This is a genomic window from Stenotrophomonas sp. 21LCFQ19 (assembly GCF_056861425.1).
Map to the genome: position 1 here is coordinate 81,913 of NZ_JBSPUF010000017.1, position 17,806 is coordinate 99,718.

The following is a 17,806-nucleotide window of genomic DNA, read 5'->3' on the forward strand; positions in this document are numbered from 1 at the left end:
GGGCTGTATATCAACGGTGAAGGTCTCTGCATCATCGCGTTCATGGAGGTGTACGGCAAGCGCCTGCAGACACTCGTTTGGCTGGCGGAATGCAGCGCCGGGATGGCCAATAGCGTTTTTTTGTTAAAAACCGCTTGTCCGCGCAGCCGATGCCCCTTATTATTCGCAGCCCGGTTCGCCGGGACCATCTGGAGAGGTGGCAGAGCGGTTGAATGTACCTGACTCGAAATCAGGCAGGCGTTTATAGCGCCTCGGGGGTTCGAATCCCCCCCTCTCCGCCAGATACTTGAAAAAGCCACCCTCGGGTGGCTTTTTCTTTTTGCTCCTCCTGCACCTTGGCTCTGCGGCTGAATACCCGGCAGCAGCGGCTACACTGTGCGCCTGATCCAACCGGTAAGCCCCATGTCAGAAATCCTCGTCCCCGTGTCCTTCGGTGAGTTGTTGGACAAGATCTCCATCCTGCAGATCAAGTCCGAGCGCATGAGCGACGCGGCCAAGCTGGCCAATGTGCGCAATGAGTTGAACGCGCTGGACAGCACCTGGGCGGCGCACCCGGCCGCCGCGCAGGACATCGCGGCGCTGCGTACCGAGCTGAAGGCGGTCAATGAGCGCCTGTGGGACATCGAAGACGACATCCGCCTGAAAGAGAAGGCGCAGGCCTTCGACGATTCGTTCGTGCAGCTGGCCCGCAGCGTCTACATCCAGAACGATGAGCGTGCACGCATCAAGAAGGCCATCAACCTGGCGCTGGGTTCCAGCTACGTGGAAGAGAAGTCCTACCAGGACTACCGGGCGGGCTGAATCTGTTTCGTAGGAGCGGCGTGAGCCGCGAAGCTCGTACATCATCAGATGGCAGGAATGCCGGGCGCGTCAGCACAGTCAGCTTCGCAGCTGACGCAGCTCCCACATAAAAACCAAATCCGCCTTGTGGGAGCGGCGTAAGCCGCGAAGCTCGTAGATCAGCAGATGGCGGGAATTCCCAGCGCTGCAGCATGGTTAGCTTCGCAGCTTACGCCGCTCCTGCAAAAAAGCGGCTCCTGCAGCTGCCTAGCTTTGATGATCCGCGCGATAGCGCTCGAACGCGGCAATCGCATCCTCCACCGTGATCAACGACATCACGTCGTCGAACTCGATCTTGGTGCCCCATTTCAGCGCGCTGGCCGGCTTGTTGAGATAGCGGCGGGCGGCATCGTCATAACGGTCCACGCAATAGCGGCGGTCCGAGTACGGGCCGCTGCGTGCCGGGTTGCTGGCCGCATGCAGGCCCAGCACCTTGGTGCCGACCGCATTGGCGATATGCATTGGCCCCGAGTCCGGGGTGACCAGCAGCGAGGCGCGGGCCAGCAGGGCCGGCAACTGCTTGAGCGTGTCCTTGCCGACCAGGTCCAGCGCCGGGTGCTTCATCGCGGCGAGGATGGCGTCGCTGGTGCTGCGTTCCAGTTCGCTGCGTCCGCCGCATAGCACCACCCGCCAGCCCTGGCTTGCAGCGTGGTCGGCCAGCGCGGCGTGGCGCTCGGCGTACCAGTTGCGGCGCTGGTGGCTGGAGCAGGGCGAGATCATCAACACCGGCCGGCCATCTTCCTCCCACTGCGCGCGCGCCCACTCGTGCGCCTGCGGCGGTGTGGCCAGGTCCCAGCTGACCTCGGTCTGCTTCAGCCCCAGCGGCTCGCAGAAGCTGCCGATGGCATCGAGCACATGGATGCCGGGGCGGTCGGGGATGCGCTCATTGATGAAGAGCCCATGCAGGTCCTTGGAGCGTGACTTGTCGTAGCCGATGCGGCGCTTGGCCGGGATGAAGGCTGACAGCAGGTTGGCGCGCGCGGCCACCTGCATCTGCAGCAGGGCCTCGAAACGACCGGCCGGAAATTCGCGACGCAGCGCACGCATTCCAGCCAATCCGCTGTTCTTGTCGTAGACGTGGAAACTGACCCCGGGCAAGCCATCAAGCAGCTTGTGGCCGGCCTTGTCGATCACCCAGTGCAGTGGCGTGCCCGGAAACCCCCGCTGCAGTGTGCGTACCAGCGGCACCACATGGGTGACATCACCCAGTGCCGACAGGCGTAAAAGACACAACGGGGACGACGATGCAGGCATGTGTTGTTAGACTCGTAAAGATGGTCGCATTCGACGCCACTGAAGCGCTGACGCCCTGCCGCGATGGTCGCGGCTATGGCGCCATTCTGTTCGACCGCGAACGCCTGCGGCAAGCCGATCCCGGTTTGTTCGTGCCTGCGCAGTGGGGCAGCAAGGCCCATCCGGTGGGCGATGGCGGCCGTGGCGGCGCATGGTTCATCGATGCGCCGTTCGGTCGCAGCGTGCTGCGCCAGTACCTGCGCGGCGGTGTCGCCGCCAAGATCAGCCACAGCAGCTATCTGTGGCGTGGTGCCAACCGCACGCGCAGCTTTGCCGAGTTCCGCCTGATGCGCGAACTGATCGCGCAGAAGCTGCCGGTACCGCGTCCCTACGCGGCGTTCTACATGCGCGAAGGCCTGCGCTACAAGGCGGCACTGCTGATGGAGCGGCTGGAAGACGTGCGCTCGCTGGCCGACCACGCGCAGGTCGCCGGGCGCGGCGCGCCATGGGAGGAGGCCGGGCGGATGATCGCGCGCTTCCACCGTGCGGGCCTGGATCACGCTGATTTGAATGCCCACAACATCCTGTTTGATGACGCCCGCCGTGGTTGGCTGATCGATTTCGATCGCGGCGTGCTGCGCATTCCCGCCACCCGCTGGCGCGAGCGCAACCTCAAGCGCCTGCTGCGCTCCTTGCTGAAGCTGCGCGGCGCGCGCAGCCGCGAGGACGTCGAGCAGGACTATGCGCGGCTGCGCCGCGCCTATGATCTGGCTTGGAACCGGGGCGTGTGAGATGAGTTGGGCGTTGCGTTTCCTTGGCGTCGGCAATGCGTCGGCGGTGGAGCTGGGTTCGCCGATGTCGGTGATCGAGCACGGCGGCCAGCCATGGTTGACCATCGATTGCGGCGGCGAAGGGCTGACCGCCTATCGCAACCATTACCGCGCCATGCCGGATGCGGTGTTCGTCACCCATATCCATCTGGACCATGTGGCCGGTTTCGAGCGTCTGTTCGTCGATGCCTTCTTCAACCCGCAACGGCGCGGCAAGGTGCGGCTATACGTGCCAGCGCCGCTGGTGCCGCTGCTGCACAAGCGGGTAGGCGACTACCCGAACGTATTGGCCGAGGGCGGCGCCAACTTCTGGGATGCCTTCCAGCTGATCGTGGTCGGTGAGGCGTTCTGGCATGAGGGCGTGCGCCTGGAAGTGTTCCCGGTGCGCCATCACTGGCCGGAAACCGCCTACGGCCTGCGCCTGCAGGGCGCAGTGGTATGGAGCGGCGATACCCGCCCGATCCCGGAGATGCTGGCGCGATTTGCCGATGACAACGAATTGATCGCGCACGACTGCGGACTGCACGGCAATCCTTCGCACACCGGCGTGGATGATCTGGAGCGCGAATACGACGCCGCCACCCAGGCACGGATGATGCTCTACCACTACGCCAGCGCCGCCGACGGCGACGCCCTGCGCGCGCGCGGCCACCGCGTGGCGATGCCGGGTGAGTGCGTTGTACTGGCCGAGCCGACGGCACCGCGTGCGGAGCGGTTTGAGGGTTGAGCGTCGGGCTGCGGCTCCACGGAGCTTAGGCGCACGTAGAGCCCAAATTGTCCGCAGCAATGATCACTGAGCCCCTCTCCCGCCTGCGGGAGAGGGGTTGGGGTGAGGGCAAGGCCGGAGCCGGTCCAGATCAGCCTCACCCGAACCCTCCGAAGCAACGTAGCCCGGCTAGGCGCAGCGCACCCGGGACGCATGTCGGGTAGCTCTTAACGAATAAGAGCCCGATTCGTGGCCGGCAACCCAGTCGATCGTCCGGCAGAAGTCCCCCCCGACCCAAAGCCCCGGGTGCGCTGCGCTTACCCGGGCTACAACGCGCACAAGCAAAAGCCACCGCTTCATCAGCGGCGGAACTTTCCAAGGCCCAAAAAGGTGGCGACCCCGCCGGCTGACCTCGGCGCCCGCGTCGATCGATACCGTTGCTGCCTTCCGGCCCTGGCGGGATTTTCGACCTAGCGTCGCGAGGGGCCGACGGGGCCACCATAGAGACGGTTTGGCCGCGCTAGGCGCGGCCATTCACGATACGAGAGGCTGGGGCGATGCGATCATCAGCCGCCGATGCTTCATGGACCGGACACAAACTGGAGCAGGTCCTGATCGTGTGCGGCGATTGTAGCGTATGCACTACCGCCCGACCAGCGTTCCGGCTTGAACCCCGTGTAACCCGCAGCCGCCATTTAGCGGCCCCAGACGCCCGGCTTGGATAGAATGCCCACCCAACGGAGGACGACCTCCGCCCATCACGGGACTTCACCCAGGACGGCCTGGCTTCTCTAGGAGGCTGTATGGCTTGGATCTATCTCGTGATCGCTGGTGCGCTGGAAATCGTCTGGGCGCTGGCAATGAAGCAATCCCACGGTTTTACCAAGCTGGTTCCCAGCATCGTCACCATCGTCGGCATGATCGCCAGCTTCTGGTTGCTGGCCTTGGCCATGCGCACCTTGCCGCTGGGCACGGCCTATACGATCTGGACCGGTATCGGTGCGGTAGGTGCCTTCGTCATCGGCATCATCTTCCTCGGCGAGCAGATCAGTGCGATGCGTATTGGCGCGGCGGTGCTGATCGTCAGCGGGTTGGTGCTGATGAAGCTGTCCAGCAGCTGATAACGGCCTCAGTCCTCGCGCAGCACCAACACCATCTCGACTGCATCCAGACCCGGACCGTGGCCATCCGCCACGATCCGGGTCACGCTGAATCCGAGTCGCGCGTAGAAATCCTGCGTGTGCTGACTGGTGCTGAGCTCCACGCGCTTCGCGTTCGGGTTCTGTCTGGCCTGCTGTAAACGCGCAAGGCTCAATTGCCTGCCGAACCCCTGCCGATGCAGGCTGCGCTCGACCATGCCCCAGCAGAAAACGGCGACGCCATCGTCCCGTATCGCCAAACCGCCGCAGGCGACAACTTGGTCATCGTGCTCGATCAGCTGATAGTCGCAACCTTGCGCATCGCGCTGTAGGAACTGCTCGAAGTCTGCGCGTTCGGCTAGCGTGAAGTACTTGGGCACATTGCTGTCGAACAGCGACAGGCAGGCGTCTGCATCACACGGTTGATAGGGACGGATCGGCATGGGCTGCAATCTAGCAGCTGGGGAGGGGGGGCTGCTTTGGCTTTGGTTTTGGTTTTAGCTTTAGCCCCTCTCCCCTTGCGGGAGAGGGGTTGGGGAGAGGGGAGCGCGAAGCGTGCTTTCAACGGTCAAACAACGCAAACCTAGCAGCACAAAAACCAATCAACGCGACATCGAATAAGGCAACGTCGCCGCATCCGCAGCCCAAGACTTGTTCGGCTCAGCCTGCATCGTGAACCGCAGCTCCCCGCCAGCAACAATCTCCTGGTGCGTCACATATGCACGGTCCAGCGGCTTGCCATCGAGGCTCACCGAACCAACATATGTATGCGCAGCATCCAGCCCGGTAGCCACGATGCTGAAACGCTTCCCATCCGGCAGATTCAAGGTCGCCTGCGGCAGGAACGGCCGGCCGATGATGTACTGGTTGCTGCCCGGCGTAACCGGATAGAAGCCCAGCGCGGTAAACACATACCAGGCCGACATCTGCCCAAGATCATCGTTACCCGCCAAGCCATCCGGGCGTGCCGCGTACTGCGTGTCCATGATCTGCTTCAAGCGTGCCTGCGTGCGCCACGGCTGCCCGGCATGTGCATACAGGTAGGCAACATGGTGGCTGGGCTCGTTGCCATGTGCGTACCAGCCAATCAGCCCGGTGATGTCTTCCATGTGCGCGAAGATCGACGGATCAACCTTGGCGTCAAACACATCATCCAGACGCTGCAGCAGCTTGTCGCTGCCGCCATGCGCCGCCGCCAAGCCGGCGACATCCTGCGGCACGTACCAGGAATACTGCCAGGCATTGCCTTCTGTGAAATCCGTGCCGTAACCGCTGGCGCTGGGATCAAACGGCTCGCGGAAACTGCCATCGCGCTTGCGCGCGCGCATGAAGCCTGTACCCGGGTCGAATGCATGCTTCCAGTTCGCCGCACGCTTGCTGAACTCGCTCGCTACCTCGGTCTTGCCCATGTCCTTGGCCACCTGTGCGATGGTCCAATCGTCATAGGCATATTCCAGCGTCTTGCTGGCTGCTTCGCCTTCCTCGTCGATCGGCACATAGCCGAGCTGGCGGTACTGCGCGATGCCGTCGTACGGGCCGTAGTTGGCGCTGGCGACCATCGCCTGCAAGGCCTCTTCGGTGTCGTAGCCACGGATGCCCTTCATATAGGCATCGGCGATCACCGGCACGGCGTGGTAGCCGATCATGCACCAGGTTTCCAGACCGTGGAACGACCACACCGGCAGCACGCCATAAGGGCTTTCGCGGCGTGAGGCCAACAGCGAATTGACGAAGTCGTTGGTGCGTTGCGCTGGCTGCACCAGCGTGGCCAGTGGGTGCAGGGCGCGATAGGTATCCCACAGCGAGAAGGTCGAATAGTTCGTCCAGCCCTTGGCCTGATGCACCGCGTTGTCCGGCCCGCGATAACGGCCGTCGCTGTCCATGAACAAGGTTGGCCCAAGCAGCGTGTGATACAGCGCGGTGTAGAAGCGGGTGCGCTCATCCGCGCTACCTTGTGCCTCGACAGCGCCCAGCGCTTCACTCCATTGTTGCTTGGCGGCGACGCGCATGCCATCGAAATCCCAACCCGGCGCTTCCGCATCGAGGTTGGCAATCGCGCCTTCCTCGCTGACCGGCGAGATCGCCACCTTCACCAGCAAGGGCTTGCCGGCCTGCGGCACCACATCAAAGGCAGCAACCAGCTGCCGGCCTTCAATCTGCGCGCGCTGCGTCGGGTCCTTCTCGCCCGGCGGCGGGAAGCCCTTGTAGGCGACATCCTGTTCGGTGTCGTGCAGCTGATGGCCGCTGAGCGGCTGCGAGAAACGCATCGCAAAATACAGCTGCCGGCCTGGCGCCCAGCCGCGCGTCTCGCGGAAGCCGGTAACCGTGCCATCGGCCCGCACCCGCAAGCGCGACCACAGGATCTTGCCCGGGTAGTCATACATGCTGGTGCGCAGGTCGAGCACTACATGTGCCGGCTTGCCAGCCGGGAAGCTGTAGCGGTGCATGCCAACGCGCGCGCTGGCAGTGAGTTCGGCGCGCACCTTGTAGTCATCCAGCGTTACCGCGTAATAGCCCGGCTGGGCGGTTTCGCTGGCATGACTGAAGCGCGAGGTATAGCCGCTCAAGGGTTGATCGGGATTGCCGCGCTCCAGCTTCAACTCGCCGGTAGTGGGCATCAACAGCAGATCACCGAGATCCGAATGGCCGGTGCCGGAGAAGTGCGTATGCGAGAAACCGACGATGGTGCTGTCGTCATAGCGGTAACCCGCCGCCCAGCCATAGCCGTTCTTGCGTGACTGGATGCGGGTATCGGGCGAGAGCTGGACCATGCCGTAAGGGACGGTGGCACCCGGATAGGTATGGCCCTCGCCACCGGTACCAATGAAGGGGTTTACGGCGGCGTAGGCGGCTTCGCTGGCGGCGGGCGAGGCCGCCAACGCGGAAGGCGCTGCCAACGAGGAGGTTGCCACGGTTGCTGCAAGCACTAACAGGGTCGCACCAAGCTGCTTCATCCCGCACCTTTTGGATCGGTCTAATGTTGGGAAGCTAGCATGTCCAAGGGATGTCTGGCGGGCCATGGGTCCTGTCTGGATCTGAGACGCAGCGCTGCAAAAGGTGGCGACGTTCCTGGGGGAGTCGGTGGAGTGAACCGAAGAAACTGCGGATATTGAGGTTGCCGGTGGCTCAAAGAGCGAGCGCTGCAATCCCATCGAAAGTGATTCCTTCGAGTCTCTGAACTTGGCTTTGGGAATTATTTCGCTTGCTGGCAATTGACAGGAAAAAGAGAAGGCCACCCGATGGGCGGCCTTCTCTTTTTTAACTGGCGGAGAGAGGGGGATTGATTCGGTGCTTCGCACCTTCACCCTTCGGGCGGCTGCGCCGTCCCACCGGCTGCGCCGGCGGTCGAACCCATTGGGGCTCTTATCGCCCATGCTTTCCCCCAGATAAAAAGAAAAGGCCACCCGATGGGCGGCCTTTTCTTTTTATCTGGCGGAGAGAGGGGGATTGATTCGGTGCTTCGCACCTTCACCCTTCGGGCGGCTACGCCGTCCCACCGGCTGCGCCGGCGGTCGAACCCATAGGGGCTCTCATCGCCCATGCTTTCCCCCGGATAAAAAAGAAAAGGCCACCCGATGGGCGGCCTTTTCTTTTTTGTCTGGCGGAGAGAGGGGATTGATTCGGTGCTTCGCACCTTCACCCTTCGGGCGGCTACGCCGTCCCACCGGCTGCGCCGGCGGTCGAACCCATAGGGGCTCTCATCGCCCATGCTTTCCCCCAGACAAAAAAAGCAAAGGCCACCCGATGGGCGGCCTTTGCTTTTTTTGTCTGGCGGAGAGAGGGGGACACTCCGGAACCTGTCCCAACCCCTTGAATCCTCGCAAGTTACACAAACCTAGGTATGCCCTTGATTGTGTCCTGTCAGTTTAACTCTTGTTGCCAAGAGCATCTAGTCTTCGAGTGAAGTGGCGCGCTCTCGTTTCAACGCTTGGGCATATCCGAGTCTGAATGCGTCGTCGGCATCCCTCTGCACGCCAATTTCGATAAATTGGTCGATTTCCACGCCCGTTGCTATGTAGTAGCCGAGGGCGGAACCTGCGGACGCATCTGCCAACGATTTGGCCGTGTTGATGAGGCTCGCCATATGAGCCCGTTCTTCTGGCGTGGCTTGTGGCCTAATGAGTTTCAGGCCCTCCCACACTGCATTGCGAAAGGCTGCCTGATACGCGTTGTCAGATGAGGCTTGATCGTGCGTTCCAGTCTGCAGAGCAGAAGTCGTGGCTTCGCTTTGCCTGACGGCGGCATGATACAAATTTAATGCCTCACCTACAGGAAGGTCGTTGTTGCTAGTCGCAGCATTGGCAGAAAGAGAGATGCATAACGCAATAAATAGGCCAGTCAGTCTGAAACGGTAAATTGCAGATTTCATAATCAACTAAGACCTTTTGCTAGGGAAGGGGGCTGCCAAGGGTTGGGGACATTTTAGCTCGGAATGGATATGACTAAGTGCGTGGAGGCTTCGGCTTCGGCTGGGGCGCAAAGCGCATACCCATAGAATTAGCTTTTGCTTTGATACGGGCTTCGGCTTTGGCTTCATATGACACAGGTAAGACTCTCACATCGTTCAAAGCCCTAGCCTCAATCGCCCTGCCGCTTCGAGAACGGCTGCGGCTTCCGTAATAGGAGAGGGACAAAGTGGATCGGTGGCCCATTACCTCTGCTGCCTTTTCTGGTGTGGATTTTCCGCTCGCTATGGCCTCTTTTAAATCACTTCCAATCGTATGTCGAAACGAGTAGCAACTCAGGCCGCTGGCTTGCAATGCACGGTTGAGGCTCCTGCAATCGGCGGGCGTGGTGGTGAGGGTGTAGCGTCCGCCACGCTCGGCGCACAACTGCGCCAACGCCTGCACCGCGCTCCCAGCACCTGCAACGGGGAAGCCCAGACAACGCACAGCGTGCCCACGTTGCTCGCTCACCTTTGCGCCCTTGATTTCCAACACGATGGCTTGTTCTCCTTTGCTGTCGTGCCATAAGCGAATCACTACGCCGGCTTGCAGTTCGGCGGGGCGGCAACCCGTTAGCGCAAGCACCGCCAGCCGCTCGCTGTGCCGTTCTGCCAGCCGCGTGTCCCGCTGATGTCTGGTTAGTAGGGCGCAGGATGCAATGTCGGCCGCAGGCGCACAGGTGCGCCTCTTGGACTTGTCTACGGGCTTCTGGCCGCTCGCTTTCATTGCCCTCGCTTTGTCTGTCCAAGTTGGATGACCTGCGGCTAAAAATTGTTCGTCCAGTGCAACGGCCAAACGCCACGCTTCCGCCGTGCACTCTTGGGCGCGGGCAATGTCTCCGGCTTTTCGCGCTTGCTCGGACAGCACACGCCACGCACGCGCATCCTCCGCCATCATCCAACGGCAGGCGGTTCGCAGTTTGTTCCAGTGCTGGGCGCTGTTTGCTTTCTCCCACGCGGTAACACCTTCGCTGACCAAGCGGGCATAGACCCGCCGATATTCGCCCGCTGTTCTTGTGTTGAGTTCGCGTGCTGGGCAGTCGGCGAGAACGTTCCGCGTGTACTTGTCGGCTTCAAGTGTCCACGTCTTACCCGACGCAATGCTCTGCCTCTTGTGAAATTTTTTATCGCGCTCTAGTTTTTTTTCGTGCTTACTCGTCCACGCCTCACACAGGGGTGAGGGGTGAACATCGTGCGCAACAACGCCGGTTTGCGATACACAAACCGGCGTGGGGGCTGTGCCCCCGAGTGGCCTTATGGTGTTCCACTCTCGTTCCACACCGTCCACTCTCCCCCCATTCTCGGACGGTATAACCGTCCGAAAATGGTCAGTGCTGTTGTCGGTGTGTGGACGTTTTTGTTTCATCACTTCATCTAATCAGATTCGCGAAGTTGCGCAAGTGGTCGCACTGCGCTGAATCGACGTGATGAATTTTTGTACAAATTTTCAGCGCAATGATTTCGTTGCGAGCGGTCACTACTCGTGACGTACTGTTAGCACTGAAAAATTTTCAGCGCAAATTTTTGCGAGGTCGTGTAAGTGATTAAACACGCGACCCTGTGAAAATTTGGAATACGCTGGAAAGTGTTGCGCCGCAACGGATTGAGAGCATTTCTGGCCAACAATCGTATTCCAGAGCGTATTACGCTGAAAGCGTTGCACTCCAATGCTTTCCAGAAGAAAAGCACTCAAACGTACATACGTGCACAAAAACCGCAGGTGCGACATGTGCATATCTTCAATTCAACATTTCCCGACAACCACTCAACCCCATCCCCCCGGCTGTTGCTGTTGCTCTTGTCCGGTTTTCGTTCGCGCTTGCTTCTGTTCTTTGCTATTGCTCCACCCCGCTGCTCCGCCACCCAACTTTCTCCACCTGCGCTTTTTCGTCGTTGCCGCCGCCCTTCATCAACCCAACCTCAACGGCTTTCACCAGTTCTCAACACTCAAACTTTTCTGTTGCTGTTGCTGTTGCTGTTGCTTCTGTCGTTGCTGTCGTTGGTTCTTCTGTCGTTGTTGTGCTTTTGCTCTTTCACTCTCTCTGTTGTTGCTTTTGTCTTCTTGTTGTTGTCGTTGCATCAAGGTGACAACGACAACCAAAAACACGGCACCACTCAATGATGGTTTTCATCAATGCGCCGACACGAAGGTCATTGCGATGTAACGATTTCAGCGTAAAAACAGCCGTTTTTGCCGGCGGGGTGCGCCGACACTCGGAACCCAGTCGCATCAATGGTTTCGATGGATTTCGATGCAATGACAGCCGACACCCGAGGTGCGATTGCTGTATCAGTACTTATTTGCTTTGTGCTTCAACCCATCAGATTGCACACCAACGCTGAACGCGACAACATCAGCACACCAGACACACGACACTGAAGAGCCATAACGCACAAAAAGCAAAACCGCTCTTGACATAGAGCGGTTTTGTTTTACTTTGAAGATATGGCCACGAGGTGTAACGAACCAAGTGGCGAGTACGGCAAAGAAAGATTTTGCGATACCCAAGCAGTGATTGCTCCTGACTTCAACGTAACAAGCAATCGAAAAAAATCAAGCCCAACTCGCTACAACGTCCGAAAATCGCAATGGTCTGTGCGGTGTCGAACATACGTCCCTCTCTGCGTAAGTGGTGAAAAACCCACGTGAAGAATCGCAGAGTCGTTCTCGGTCATAGACACTAGCAGTTCAATCTGCGAGCACGCGCTAGACGATGCTGTAGCGCTGTCAGAGAGATGGGCACAACGACTGTAGTTGTGTGGGGTGACCTGAGGCACGCTGCTGTAATGCGGTGAACATCCCAAGGCGGAATGAATTACATCGTCCGCTAGAGCGCTGTAAGTCCAGCGTGATCATACCTCCGCACGGAAAACTATTTGTTTTTCCCTAGGGGCACTATTGCCCGCTTACTACGAGCAAAGCGAACGAGTTGCAGGGGCCGAAGGCAACCGAGGCAACGAGGAAGACGCGAAAGGGCGCCAGCCCGCAACGCGTCGGCGGTTGGGGAGCATCGCAAGATGCGGGGAAGGGGAACGCTCCCCTTCCCCAACATTGGCGCAAGCAATCCCAATGGGTTGGCATCTAGGCAAAACGTGCAATGCGTTCAAGGTCGTAGACCACAATGCTGTTCACCGTTGAACCCTACGCGGAAAAGCGAAACACCCCCTTCCGATAACGCCCCCTCAAAGGGGGCTATCGGGGCTGGGTGGAGATAACAGCATCAGCGGGGATGTGACCCCGCCGTTAACACCATCGCGATTTTTTAGGGATGCGTCAGTAGTGCCCGCAATTCTTTGGTTTTCAGCCCGTAGGTCACAGCCTTCATTCCTGCGGAATTGAAGTCTTCGGATTTCACTCCTGACATTTTTTCGCTTGGGGTGAAGTCGCGGGAATAGGTGTCGTGGTGTTCGTCGTCCAGTTCGTGCCCAACGATTTGCGCACGCAGTTCAGATGCTACGCCAACGCCCTGCATCTCTTGGATGAACGTTTTGCGCAGGGAGTGGAACCCGCGTTTGGATTTATCCCAGCCCTTTGTCTGGTCTTGCAGATAGCGCCCAAATGCTTTTGTAATCCAGTTGCCTGCGCCGTTCTTTACGCCGTCTTTCGCATTGGGAAAAACTCGCTTCGAGCCTTGCGCTTTCACTGTTTTGATGTAGTCGGCGAAGCCGAGCGCAAGTAGGTCGGGATGGACGGGGACGGCGCGAATTGATACATCGGTTTTCAGATGCTGGTGCTCGCCGTCATCGGTGAGGTTGAAGCACAGCACGCCGTTCACTTCTGCCACGTCTTTCAAATGCAGTTGCCCTACCTCGCTTACGCGCGCCCCCGTGTACAGGCCAATCACTACCGCCCAGCGGCTGGAAAGGGGCAAGGTCGCAAAATTGGCAGGGTCAAACAGTTGTTGCACCTGTTCGGCCGTGAATTCTTTGAAGCGAAATTTGCGGCGTTGGCGCTTCTCGCGTTTCTTGTAACTGACTTGTCCGACCGTTGGGCTCGTGCCCTCTGGGTAGTAGCCAGACGCCGAACACCACTCAAAAAAGTGTTTGAGGTAGGAGGACTTGTTGACGATGGTGGGCGTTGAAATATTGCCGTTGCGCAGATGCTGGAAGAAGTTAGCCACGTCGGGCCGGGCAATCTCCGGCAGTTTCGTGTCTGCGCCAACGTATGCGGTGAATTGCGTAATCGCCGTGCGTTTAATCGTATGCGTCTTGGGGATGGTTGCCGGCTCGATGGCGGTTAGCCAGAGTTCTTTTGCTTGGCCCAGTGTCAGCACCTTGGCAACGGTAGGCTTCGGCGGGACAGGGGCAACGGCAACGGGTGGAGTGTTGGACGTGGGCTGACGTCCCAGTACATCCACCGCTTCCATAAGTCGTTTGTGATCGGCAGGGCCGTCAGCCTGCATTTTGATGATGTTGCCGAATTGGTCGCGTTCCAGCGACCACTCTTTGCTGTTGGCGCGTTGTGCACTCGCCAGCAGTTCGTCGAACGTCTTGCCCATCCCTTGCCCTCCAAACAGTCGTCGGCATTGACTGTACAGAGAGAGCGCAGAGGTTTGCGCGGTCATCAGGTCGGTGGTGTGCAGACTGCGCTTGATGACCTTACGGCCAAGTGTGTCTCGTAGGTGACGAGGCACCAGCAAGCGGAAGGTGTAGGCACCGGAGGGCGAGCGTGTCAGATAGTGAGGAATGCGCATCGGAAGTGTGTCCCGATTTGTGTCCCTGCGGATTTCTCTCTGCCAACAAAAAACCCCTGACGAATCAGGGGTTTATGTAATCTGGCGGAGAGAGGGGGATTCGAACCCCCGAAGCGCGGTTTAGACGCTTACACACTTTCCAGGCGTGCTCCTTCAACCACTCGGACACCTCTCCGGATCCTGCCGCGCTAATGCCTCGGCAGGGGCGTGGATTCTATAGGGACTGGCGGCCGTTCACAAGCACCCCCGGAACGGGGTGCTGGCGGATGGGTCGGGCGTGGCACAATGGGGCTTCAGATGAAGACGGTTGCCTGATGTCCTATCTCGTCCTTGCCCGCAAGTGGCGTCCGAAGCGTTTTGCCGAGTTGGTGGGCCAGGAACACGTGGTCCGCGCGCTGAGCAATGCGCTCGACAGTGGCCGCGTCCACCACGCCTTTCTGTTCACCGGCACCCGGGGTGTCGGCAAGACCACTATTGCCCGCATCTTCGCCAAGTCGCTGAACTGCGAGAACGGCACCAGCGCCGACCCCTGCGGTCAGTGCCGGGCCTGCCTGGACATCGACGCCGGCCGCTACATCGACCTGCTGGAAATCGATGCCGCGTCCAATACCGGCGTGGATGACGTGCGCGAGGTGATCGAGAACGCCCAGTACATGCCCTCGCGTGGGCAGTACAAGGTCTACCTGATCGACGAAGTGCACATGCTCTCCAAGGCGGCGTTCAATGCGCTGCTGAAGACGCTGGAAGAGCCGCCGGAGCACGTGAAGTTCCTGCTGGCCACCACCGATCCGCAGAAGCTGCCGGTCACCGTGCTCAGTCGCTGCCTGCAGTTCAACCTCAAGCGTCTGGATGAGGAGCAGATCCGTGGGCAGATGACCCGGATCATGACCGCCGAGCAGATCGAGTTCGACGACAGCGCGATCGTACAGCTGGCACGCGCGGCCGATGGCTCGCTGCGTGATGGCTTGTCGCTGCTGGACCAATCCATCGCCTATGCCGGTGGCGCGCTGCGTGACGACGTGGTGCGCACCATGCTGGGCACGGTTGATCGCACGCAGGTCAGCGCCATGCTCGATGCCCTGGCCGATGGCGAAGGTGCGCGCCTGTTGCAGGTGGTTGCCGGGCTGGCCGAGTTCTCGCCGGACTGGAGTGGCGTGCTGGACGCCCTGGCCGAAGGCCTGCATCGCATCCAGGTGCAGCAACTGGTGCCGGGTACTTCGGTGCCGGGTGAAGGCGTCGACGCCGTGGCCTTTGCCCAGCGCCTGCGCCCGGAAGTGGTGCAGCTCTGGTACCAGATGGCCCTTGGCGGCCGTCGCGACCTGCACTTGGCTCCCAGCCCGCGTGCGGGCTTTGAAATGACTGTGCTGCGCATGCTGGCGTTCCGCCCGGCAGGCGCGGTACCGGCGACCCCGGAAGGCAGCGCATCCGGAACTGGCGCAGGCGTGGGTGGCAATACGCAAGCCACACCAGCCGTTGCCGCAGCGTCGGCGCAGACCGCCAAGCCGGTTGCAGCGCAGGCTGCACCCGCTGCAGTCGCGCCAGCGCCGGAACCCAAGCCCGAGCCTGTACCCGAACCCGCAGCCGTCGTGCCGCAGCAAGTCGCGCCTGCGCCGGAACCCGCAGCGCCCGCGCCTGAGCCTGTGCAAGCTCCGGTTGCAGCGCCGGCCCCGGTTCAAGCCGCCAAGCCAGTAGCTGCTGACGAAGATCTGCCGCCATGGGCGGTTGAGGCGGCTGAAGCGAATGCGCGTGACGAGGCAATGGCGGCCGAGATGGCCATGCCGGAAGCGTCCGAAGCCATTGAGATGCCCGTTGCAACACCAATTGAGGCGCCGAAGCCGGCGCCCGTTGCCGCGCCGCAGCCGGTCCAGCAGGCCGAGCCGGTGCGCCCAACCGGCATCGCCATCGAGCCGGCGGCATCCGCAGAGTCAGTTGCACCGACGCAGGGCGGCCGCAGCTTGAACGACGCAGAACAATGGCTGGACCTGATCGACGACAGCGGCCTGAGTGGTCCGTCGCGCGAGCTGGCCGCCAATGCCGCCTTCGTCAGCTTCCAGCATGGTGTGCTGCGGCTGGCCTTGTTGCCGGGCTTTGAATACCTGCAGTCTGAGCGTGCCTTGAATGCCTTGGCGCAGGCGCTGTCGCAGGCCTTGGGTAGCACGCCCAAGATCCTCATTGAGACTGGCAACGCCCAGGCTGAAACCTTGCACCAGCGCGCAGATCGCCAGCGCGGTGAACAGCAATCCGCGGCCGAAGCCGTGTTCATGGCCGACCCCCAGGTGCAGCAGCTGATACAGCAGGGTGCACGGGTCGTGGCCGATTCCATCCGTCCTTTCAAAGAGTAACGAACCATGCGTGGCAATATCGCCCAAATGATGCAGCAGGCCCAGAAAATGCAGGAAAACCTGCAGAAGGCCCAGGAAGAAATCGCCAAGTTGGAAGTCACCGGCAGCGCCGGCGGCGGCATGGTCAGCGTGACCCTGAGTGGCACCAAGGAGTGCCGCAAGGTGCGCATCGATCCGTCGGTGCTGAGCGATCCGGAAATGGCTGAAGACCTGATCGCAGCCGCGTTCAACGACGCCGCCAACAAGATCGATGCCGAATCGCAGAGCCGAATGGGCTCGGCCACCGCCGGCATGAAGCTGCCGCCAGGCATGAAGCTGCCGTTCTGATGTGGTCCGCGCCGGCTGGTCCGGCGCATGCACGTCCCCGCGCCGCGAAGCCTCCGGGCTTCGCGCGCTTGTTTTAGCGATACGCCTGCTGTGATGAGACCGTTGCGATGAGCCTGCCGCTGCTGGAACAACTGATCGAAGCCTTCCGCGTGCTGCCCGGCGTTGGCCAGAAGACGGCCCAACGCATGGCATACCACGTGCTTGAACGTGCCCGTGACGGTGGCCAGCGACTGTCGGAAGTGCTGGCCGAGGCCATCGAGAAGATCGGTCATTGCAAGCAATGCCGCGATTTCAGCGAAACCGAGCTGTGCCCGGTCTGCGCCAGCAGCAGCCGCGAGCGGCAAATGCTGTGCGTGATCGAATCACCGGCCGATCGCCTGGCGATCGAACATGCCACCAGCTACCGCGGCGTGTACTACGTGTTGCAGGGGCGTTTGTCGCCGCTGGATGGCATCGGTCCACGTGAGCTGGGTCTGGATCAGCTGGAAACACGCTTGGCGCAGGGTGAAGTCACCGAGTTGATCATCGCTACCAACTCCACCGTTGAAGGTGAGGCCACCGCGCATTACCTGGCGCAGCTGGCGCGTCGCAACAAGGTACGTCCCAGCCGCCTGGCACAGGGCCTGCCTTTGGGGGGCGAGTTGGAATACGTGGATCGCGGCACCTTGTCGCACGCCTTCGGCAGCCGCAGCGAAGTCGGCGAATAAGCCGCGCCGGGGTTGTAAGCTGTAGGTCGTTTACTGCAACGAGCTCCCACATGACCGACACCATTTTCGGCAAGATCATCCGCCGCGAAATTCCCGCCGCCATCGTCTACGAAGACGATGAAGTGCTGGGCTTCAAGGACATCGCCCCGCAGGCGCCGGTGCATGTGCTTTTCATCCCGAAGAACGAGGTCATCCCGACCCTGGATGATCTGCAGCCGACGCAGGCGCATCTGATCGGCAAGCTGGCCTTGGCGGCTGCGGCGTATGCGCGCCAGGAAGGCTTCGCAGAGAACGGCTACCGGATCGTGATGAACTGCCGCGAAGATGCCGGGCAGACGGTATTCCACATTCACCTGCACCTGTTGGCGGGCGCGCCCTTGGGGCATTTCGGCGCGTGAGAAAGCTGCTTTTGTAGGAGCGGCGTAAGCCGCGAAGCCGGCAGCAACCAAGCAACTGCGAAGCCTGTTCGCGCGATCCAGCAGTTTCTGATTGCGCTATGTCGCTTGCGGCGGAGAGATCTGTGGCTTCGCGGCTTACGCCGCTC

General features: G+C 60.8%; 15 protein-coding genes, 2 tRNA genes and 1 other RNA gene. 10 read left to right on the forward strand and 8 right to left on the reverse strand.

From position 1 onward, the window contains the following. Nucleotides 1-190 precede the first annotated feature (190 nt). A tRNA-Ser gene (locus tag AC13FW_RS17300) sits at nucleotides 191-281 on the forward strand. Nucleotides 282-402: 121 nt separating this feature from the next. Continuing rightward, nucleotides 403-801: a DUF6165 family protein gene (locus AC13FW_RS17305; protein WP_296247850.1), complete on the forward strand. Its 399-nt coding sequence runs from the start codon at nucleotides 403-405 to the stop codon at nucleotides 799-801. A gap of 246 nt (nucleotides 802-1,047) precedes the next feature. Here AC13FW_RS17305 and AC13FW_RS17310 read toward each other — a convergent pair whose 3' ends face one another. Next, complete coding sequence (locus tag AC13FW_RS17310; protein WP_482989887.1) at nucleotides 1,048-2,094, reverse strand: glycosyltransferase family 9 protein; 1,047 nt, start codon at nucleotides 2,092-2,094, stop codon at nucleotides 1,048-1,050. Nucleotides 2,095-2,114: 20 nt separating this feature from the next. Here AC13FW_RS17310 and AC13FW_RS17315 point away from each other — a divergent pair, with 20 nt between their 5' ends. Both AC13FW_RS17315 and AC13FW_RS17320 read left to right on the forward strand, forming a co-directional pair. Continuing rightward, nucleotides 2,115-2,864: a 3-deoxy-D-manno-octulosonic acid kinase gene (locus AC13FW_RS17315; protein ID WP_296247846.1), complete on the forward strand. Its 750-nt coding sequence runs from the start codon at nucleotides 2,115-2,117 to the stop codon at nucleotides 2,862-2,864. A 1-nt stretch (nucleotide 2,865) separates the two neighbouring features. Next, nucleotides 2,866-3,630, forward strand: coding sequence for an MBL fold metallo-hydrolase (locus tag AC13FW_RS17320; protein WP_482989888.1), 765 nt, complete (start codon nucleotides 2,866-2,868; stop codon nucleotides 3,628-3,630). A 375-nt stretch (nucleotides 3,631-4,005) separates the two neighbouring features. Here AC13FW_RS17320 and ffs read toward each other — a convergent pair. Continuing rightward, an RNA gene (gene ffs, locus AC13FW_RS17325) (signal recognition particle sRNA small type) lies at nucleotides 4,006-4,102 on the reverse strand. A 310-nt stretch (nucleotides 4,103-4,412) separates the two neighbouring features. Between ffs and AC13FW_RS17330 the strand changes: the two genes are divergently transcribed. Further along, nucleotides 4,413-4,730, forward strand: coding sequence for a DMT family transporter (locus AC13FW_RS17330; RefSeq protein ID WP_482989889.1), 318 nt, complete (start codon nucleotides 4,413-4,415; stop codon nucleotides 4,728-4,730). Between the two features lie 8 nt (nucleotides 4,731-4,738). On the opposite strand, the gene AC13FW_RS17335 is transcribed toward AC13FW_RS17330, so the two are convergent. The 4 genes from AC13FW_RS17335 to AC13FW_RS17350 all read right to left on the reverse strand — a co-directional run bounded on the left by AC13FW_RS17335 (nucleotide 4,739) and on the right by AC13FW_RS17350 (nucleotide 10,558). Further along, complete coding sequence (locus AC13FW_RS17335; protein WP_482989890.1) at nucleotides 4,739-5,191, reverse strand: GNAT family N-acetyltransferase; 453 nt, start codon at nucleotides 5,189-5,191, stop codon at nucleotides 4,739-4,741. A gap of 159 nt (nucleotides 5,192-5,350) precedes the next feature. Next, nucleotides 5,351-7,702 (reverse strand): GH92 family glycosyl hydrolase, encoded by a 2,352-nt coding sequence (locus tag AC13FW_RS17340; RefSeq protein WP_482989891.1) that lies wholly within the window; start codon nucleotides 7,700-7,702, stop codon nucleotides 5,351-5,353. A 935-nt stretch (nucleotides 7,703-8,637) separates the two neighbouring features. Beyond that, complete coding sequence (locus AC13FW_RS17345; RefSeq protein ID WP_482989892.1) at nucleotides 8,638-9,117, reverse strand: hypothetical protein; 480 nt, start codon at nucleotides 9,115-9,117, stop codon at nucleotides 8,638-8,640. A gap of 73 nt (nucleotides 9,118-9,190) precedes the next feature. After that, nucleotides 9,191-10,558, reverse strand: coding sequence for a site-specific integrase (locus AC13FW_RS17350; RefSeq protein ID WP_482989893.1), 1,368 nt, complete (start codon nucleotides 10,556-10,558; stop codon nucleotides 9,191-9,193). A 219-nt stretch (nucleotides 10,559-10,777) separates the two neighbouring features. Here AC13FW_RS17350 and AC13FW_RS17355 point away from each other — a divergent pair, with 219 nt between their 5' ends. Continuing rightward, entirely contained in the window at nucleotides 10,778-11,314 is a 537-nt protein-coding gene (locus AC13FW_RS17355) for a hypothetical protein (protein WP_482989894.1), read from the forward strand. 1,141 nt (nucleotides 11,315-12,455) lie between these two features. On the opposite strand, the gene AC13FW_RS17360 is transcribed toward AC13FW_RS17355, so the two are convergent. Together AC13FW_RS17360 and AC13FW_RS17365 are read right to left on the reverse strand one after the other, a co-directional pair. Continuing rightward, the gene (locus AC13FW_RS17360; protein WP_482989895.1) at nucleotides 12,456-13,886 is read right to left on the reverse strand and encodes a DUF6538 domain-containing protein; all 1,431 of its coding nucleotides are present in this window, start codon (nucleotides 13,884-13,886) and stop codon (nucleotides 12,456-12,458) included. A gap of 82 nt (nucleotides 13,887-13,968) precedes the next feature. Beyond that, nucleotides 13,969-14,061, reverse strand: a tRNA-Ser gene (locus tag AC13FW_RS17365). Between the two features lie 139 nt (nucleotides 14,062-14,200). Here AC13FW_RS17365 and dnaX point away from each other — a divergent pair. The 4 genes from dnaX to AC13FW_RS17385 all read left to right on the forward strand — a co-directional run bounded on the left by dnaX (nucleotide 14,201) and on the right by AC13FW_RS17385 (nucleotide 17,660). After that, the gene (gene dnaX / locus AC13FW_RS17370) at nucleotides 14,201-16,228 is read left to right on the forward strand and encodes a DNA polymerase III subunit gamma/tau (RefSeq protein WP_482989896.1); all 2,028 of its coding nucleotides are present in this window, start codon (nucleotides 14,201-14,203) and stop codon (nucleotides 16,226-16,228) included. Between the two features lie 6 nt (nucleotides 16,229-16,234). Then, complete coding sequence (locus AC13FW_RS17375; RefSeq protein WP_057629296.1) at nucleotides 16,235-16,555, forward strand: YbaB/EbfC family nucleoid-associated protein; 321 nt, start codon at nucleotides 16,235-16,237, stop codon at nucleotides 16,553-16,555. A 107-nt stretch (nucleotides 16,556-16,662) separates the two neighbouring features. After that, the gene (recR, locus tag AC13FW_RS17380) at nucleotides 16,663-17,262 is read left to right on the forward strand and encodes a recombination mediator RecR (RefSeq protein WP_282270729.1); all 600 of its coding nucleotides are present in this window, start codon (nucleotides 16,663-16,665) and stop codon (nucleotides 17,260-17,262) included. 50 nt (nucleotides 17,263-17,312) lie between these two features. Next, nucleotides 17,313-17,660, forward strand: a complete 348-nt coding sequence (locus tag AC13FW_RS17385) for a histidine triad nucleotide-binding protein (protein WP_296252765.1) — start codon at nucleotides 17,313-17,315, stop codon at nucleotides 17,658-17,660. The last annotated feature ends 146 nt before the right edge of the window (nucleotides 17,661-17,806 follow it).

Bases quoted from the DNA above. Each gene is read 5' to 3' on its own strand.
- AC13FW_RS17335 (WP_482989890.1), bottom strand. From the start codon at position 5,191: ATGCCGATCCGTCCCTATCAACCGTGTGATGCAGACGCCTGCCTGTCG.
- AC13FW_RS17305 (WP_296247850.1), top strand. From the start codon at position 403: ATGTCAGAAATCCTCGTCCCCGTGTCCTTCGGTGAGTTGTTGGACAAG.
- AC13FW_RS17350 (WP_482989893.1), bottom strand. From the start codon at position 10,558: ATGAAACAAAAACGTCCACACACCGACAACAGCACTGACCATTTTCGG.
- AC13FW_RS17345 (WP_482989892.1), bottom strand. From the start codon at position 9,117: ATGAAATCTGCAATTTACCGTTTCAGACTGACTGGCCTATTTATTGCG.
- AC13FW_RS17320 (WP_482989888.1), top strand. From the start codon at position 2,866: ATGAGTTGGGCGTTGCGTTTCCTTGGCGTCGGCAATGCGTCGGCGGTG.
- recR (WP_282270729.1), top strand. From the start codon at position 16,663: ATGAGCCTGCCGCTGCTGGAACAACTGATCGAAGCCTTCCGCGTGCTG.
- dnaX (WP_482989896.1), top strand. From the start codon at position 14,201: ATGTCCTATCTCGTCCTTGCCCGCAAGTGGCGTCCGAAGCGTTTTGCC.
- AC13FW_RS17315 (WP_296247846.1), top strand. From the start codon at position 2,115: ATGGTCGCATTCGACGCCACTGAAGCGCTGACGCCCTGCCGCGATGGT.
- AC13FW_RS17360 (WP_482989895.1), bottom strand. From the start codon at position 13,886: ATGCGCATTCCTCACTATCTGACACGCTCGCCCTCCGGTGCCTACACC.
- AC13FW_RS17310 (WP_482989887.1), bottom strand. From the start codon at position 2,094: ATGCCTGCATCGTCGTCCCCGTTGTGTCTTTTACGCCTGTCGGCACTG.
- AC13FW_RS17330 (WP_482989889.1), top strand. From the start codon at position 4,413: ATGGCTTGGATCTATCTCGTGATCGCTGGTGCGCTGGAAATCGTCTGG.
- AC13FW_RS17340 (WP_482989891.1), bottom strand. From the start codon at position 7,702: ATGAAGCAGCTTGGTGCGACCCTGTTAGTGCTTGCAGCAACCGTGGCA.
- AC13FW_RS17375 (WP_057629296.1), top strand. From the start codon at position 16,235: ATGCGTGGCAATATCGCCCAAATGATGCAGCAGGCCCAGAAAATGCAG.
- AC13FW_RS17385 (WP_296252765.1), top strand. From the start codon at position 17,313: ATGACCGACACCATTTTCGGCAAGATCATCCGCCGCGAAATTCCCGCC.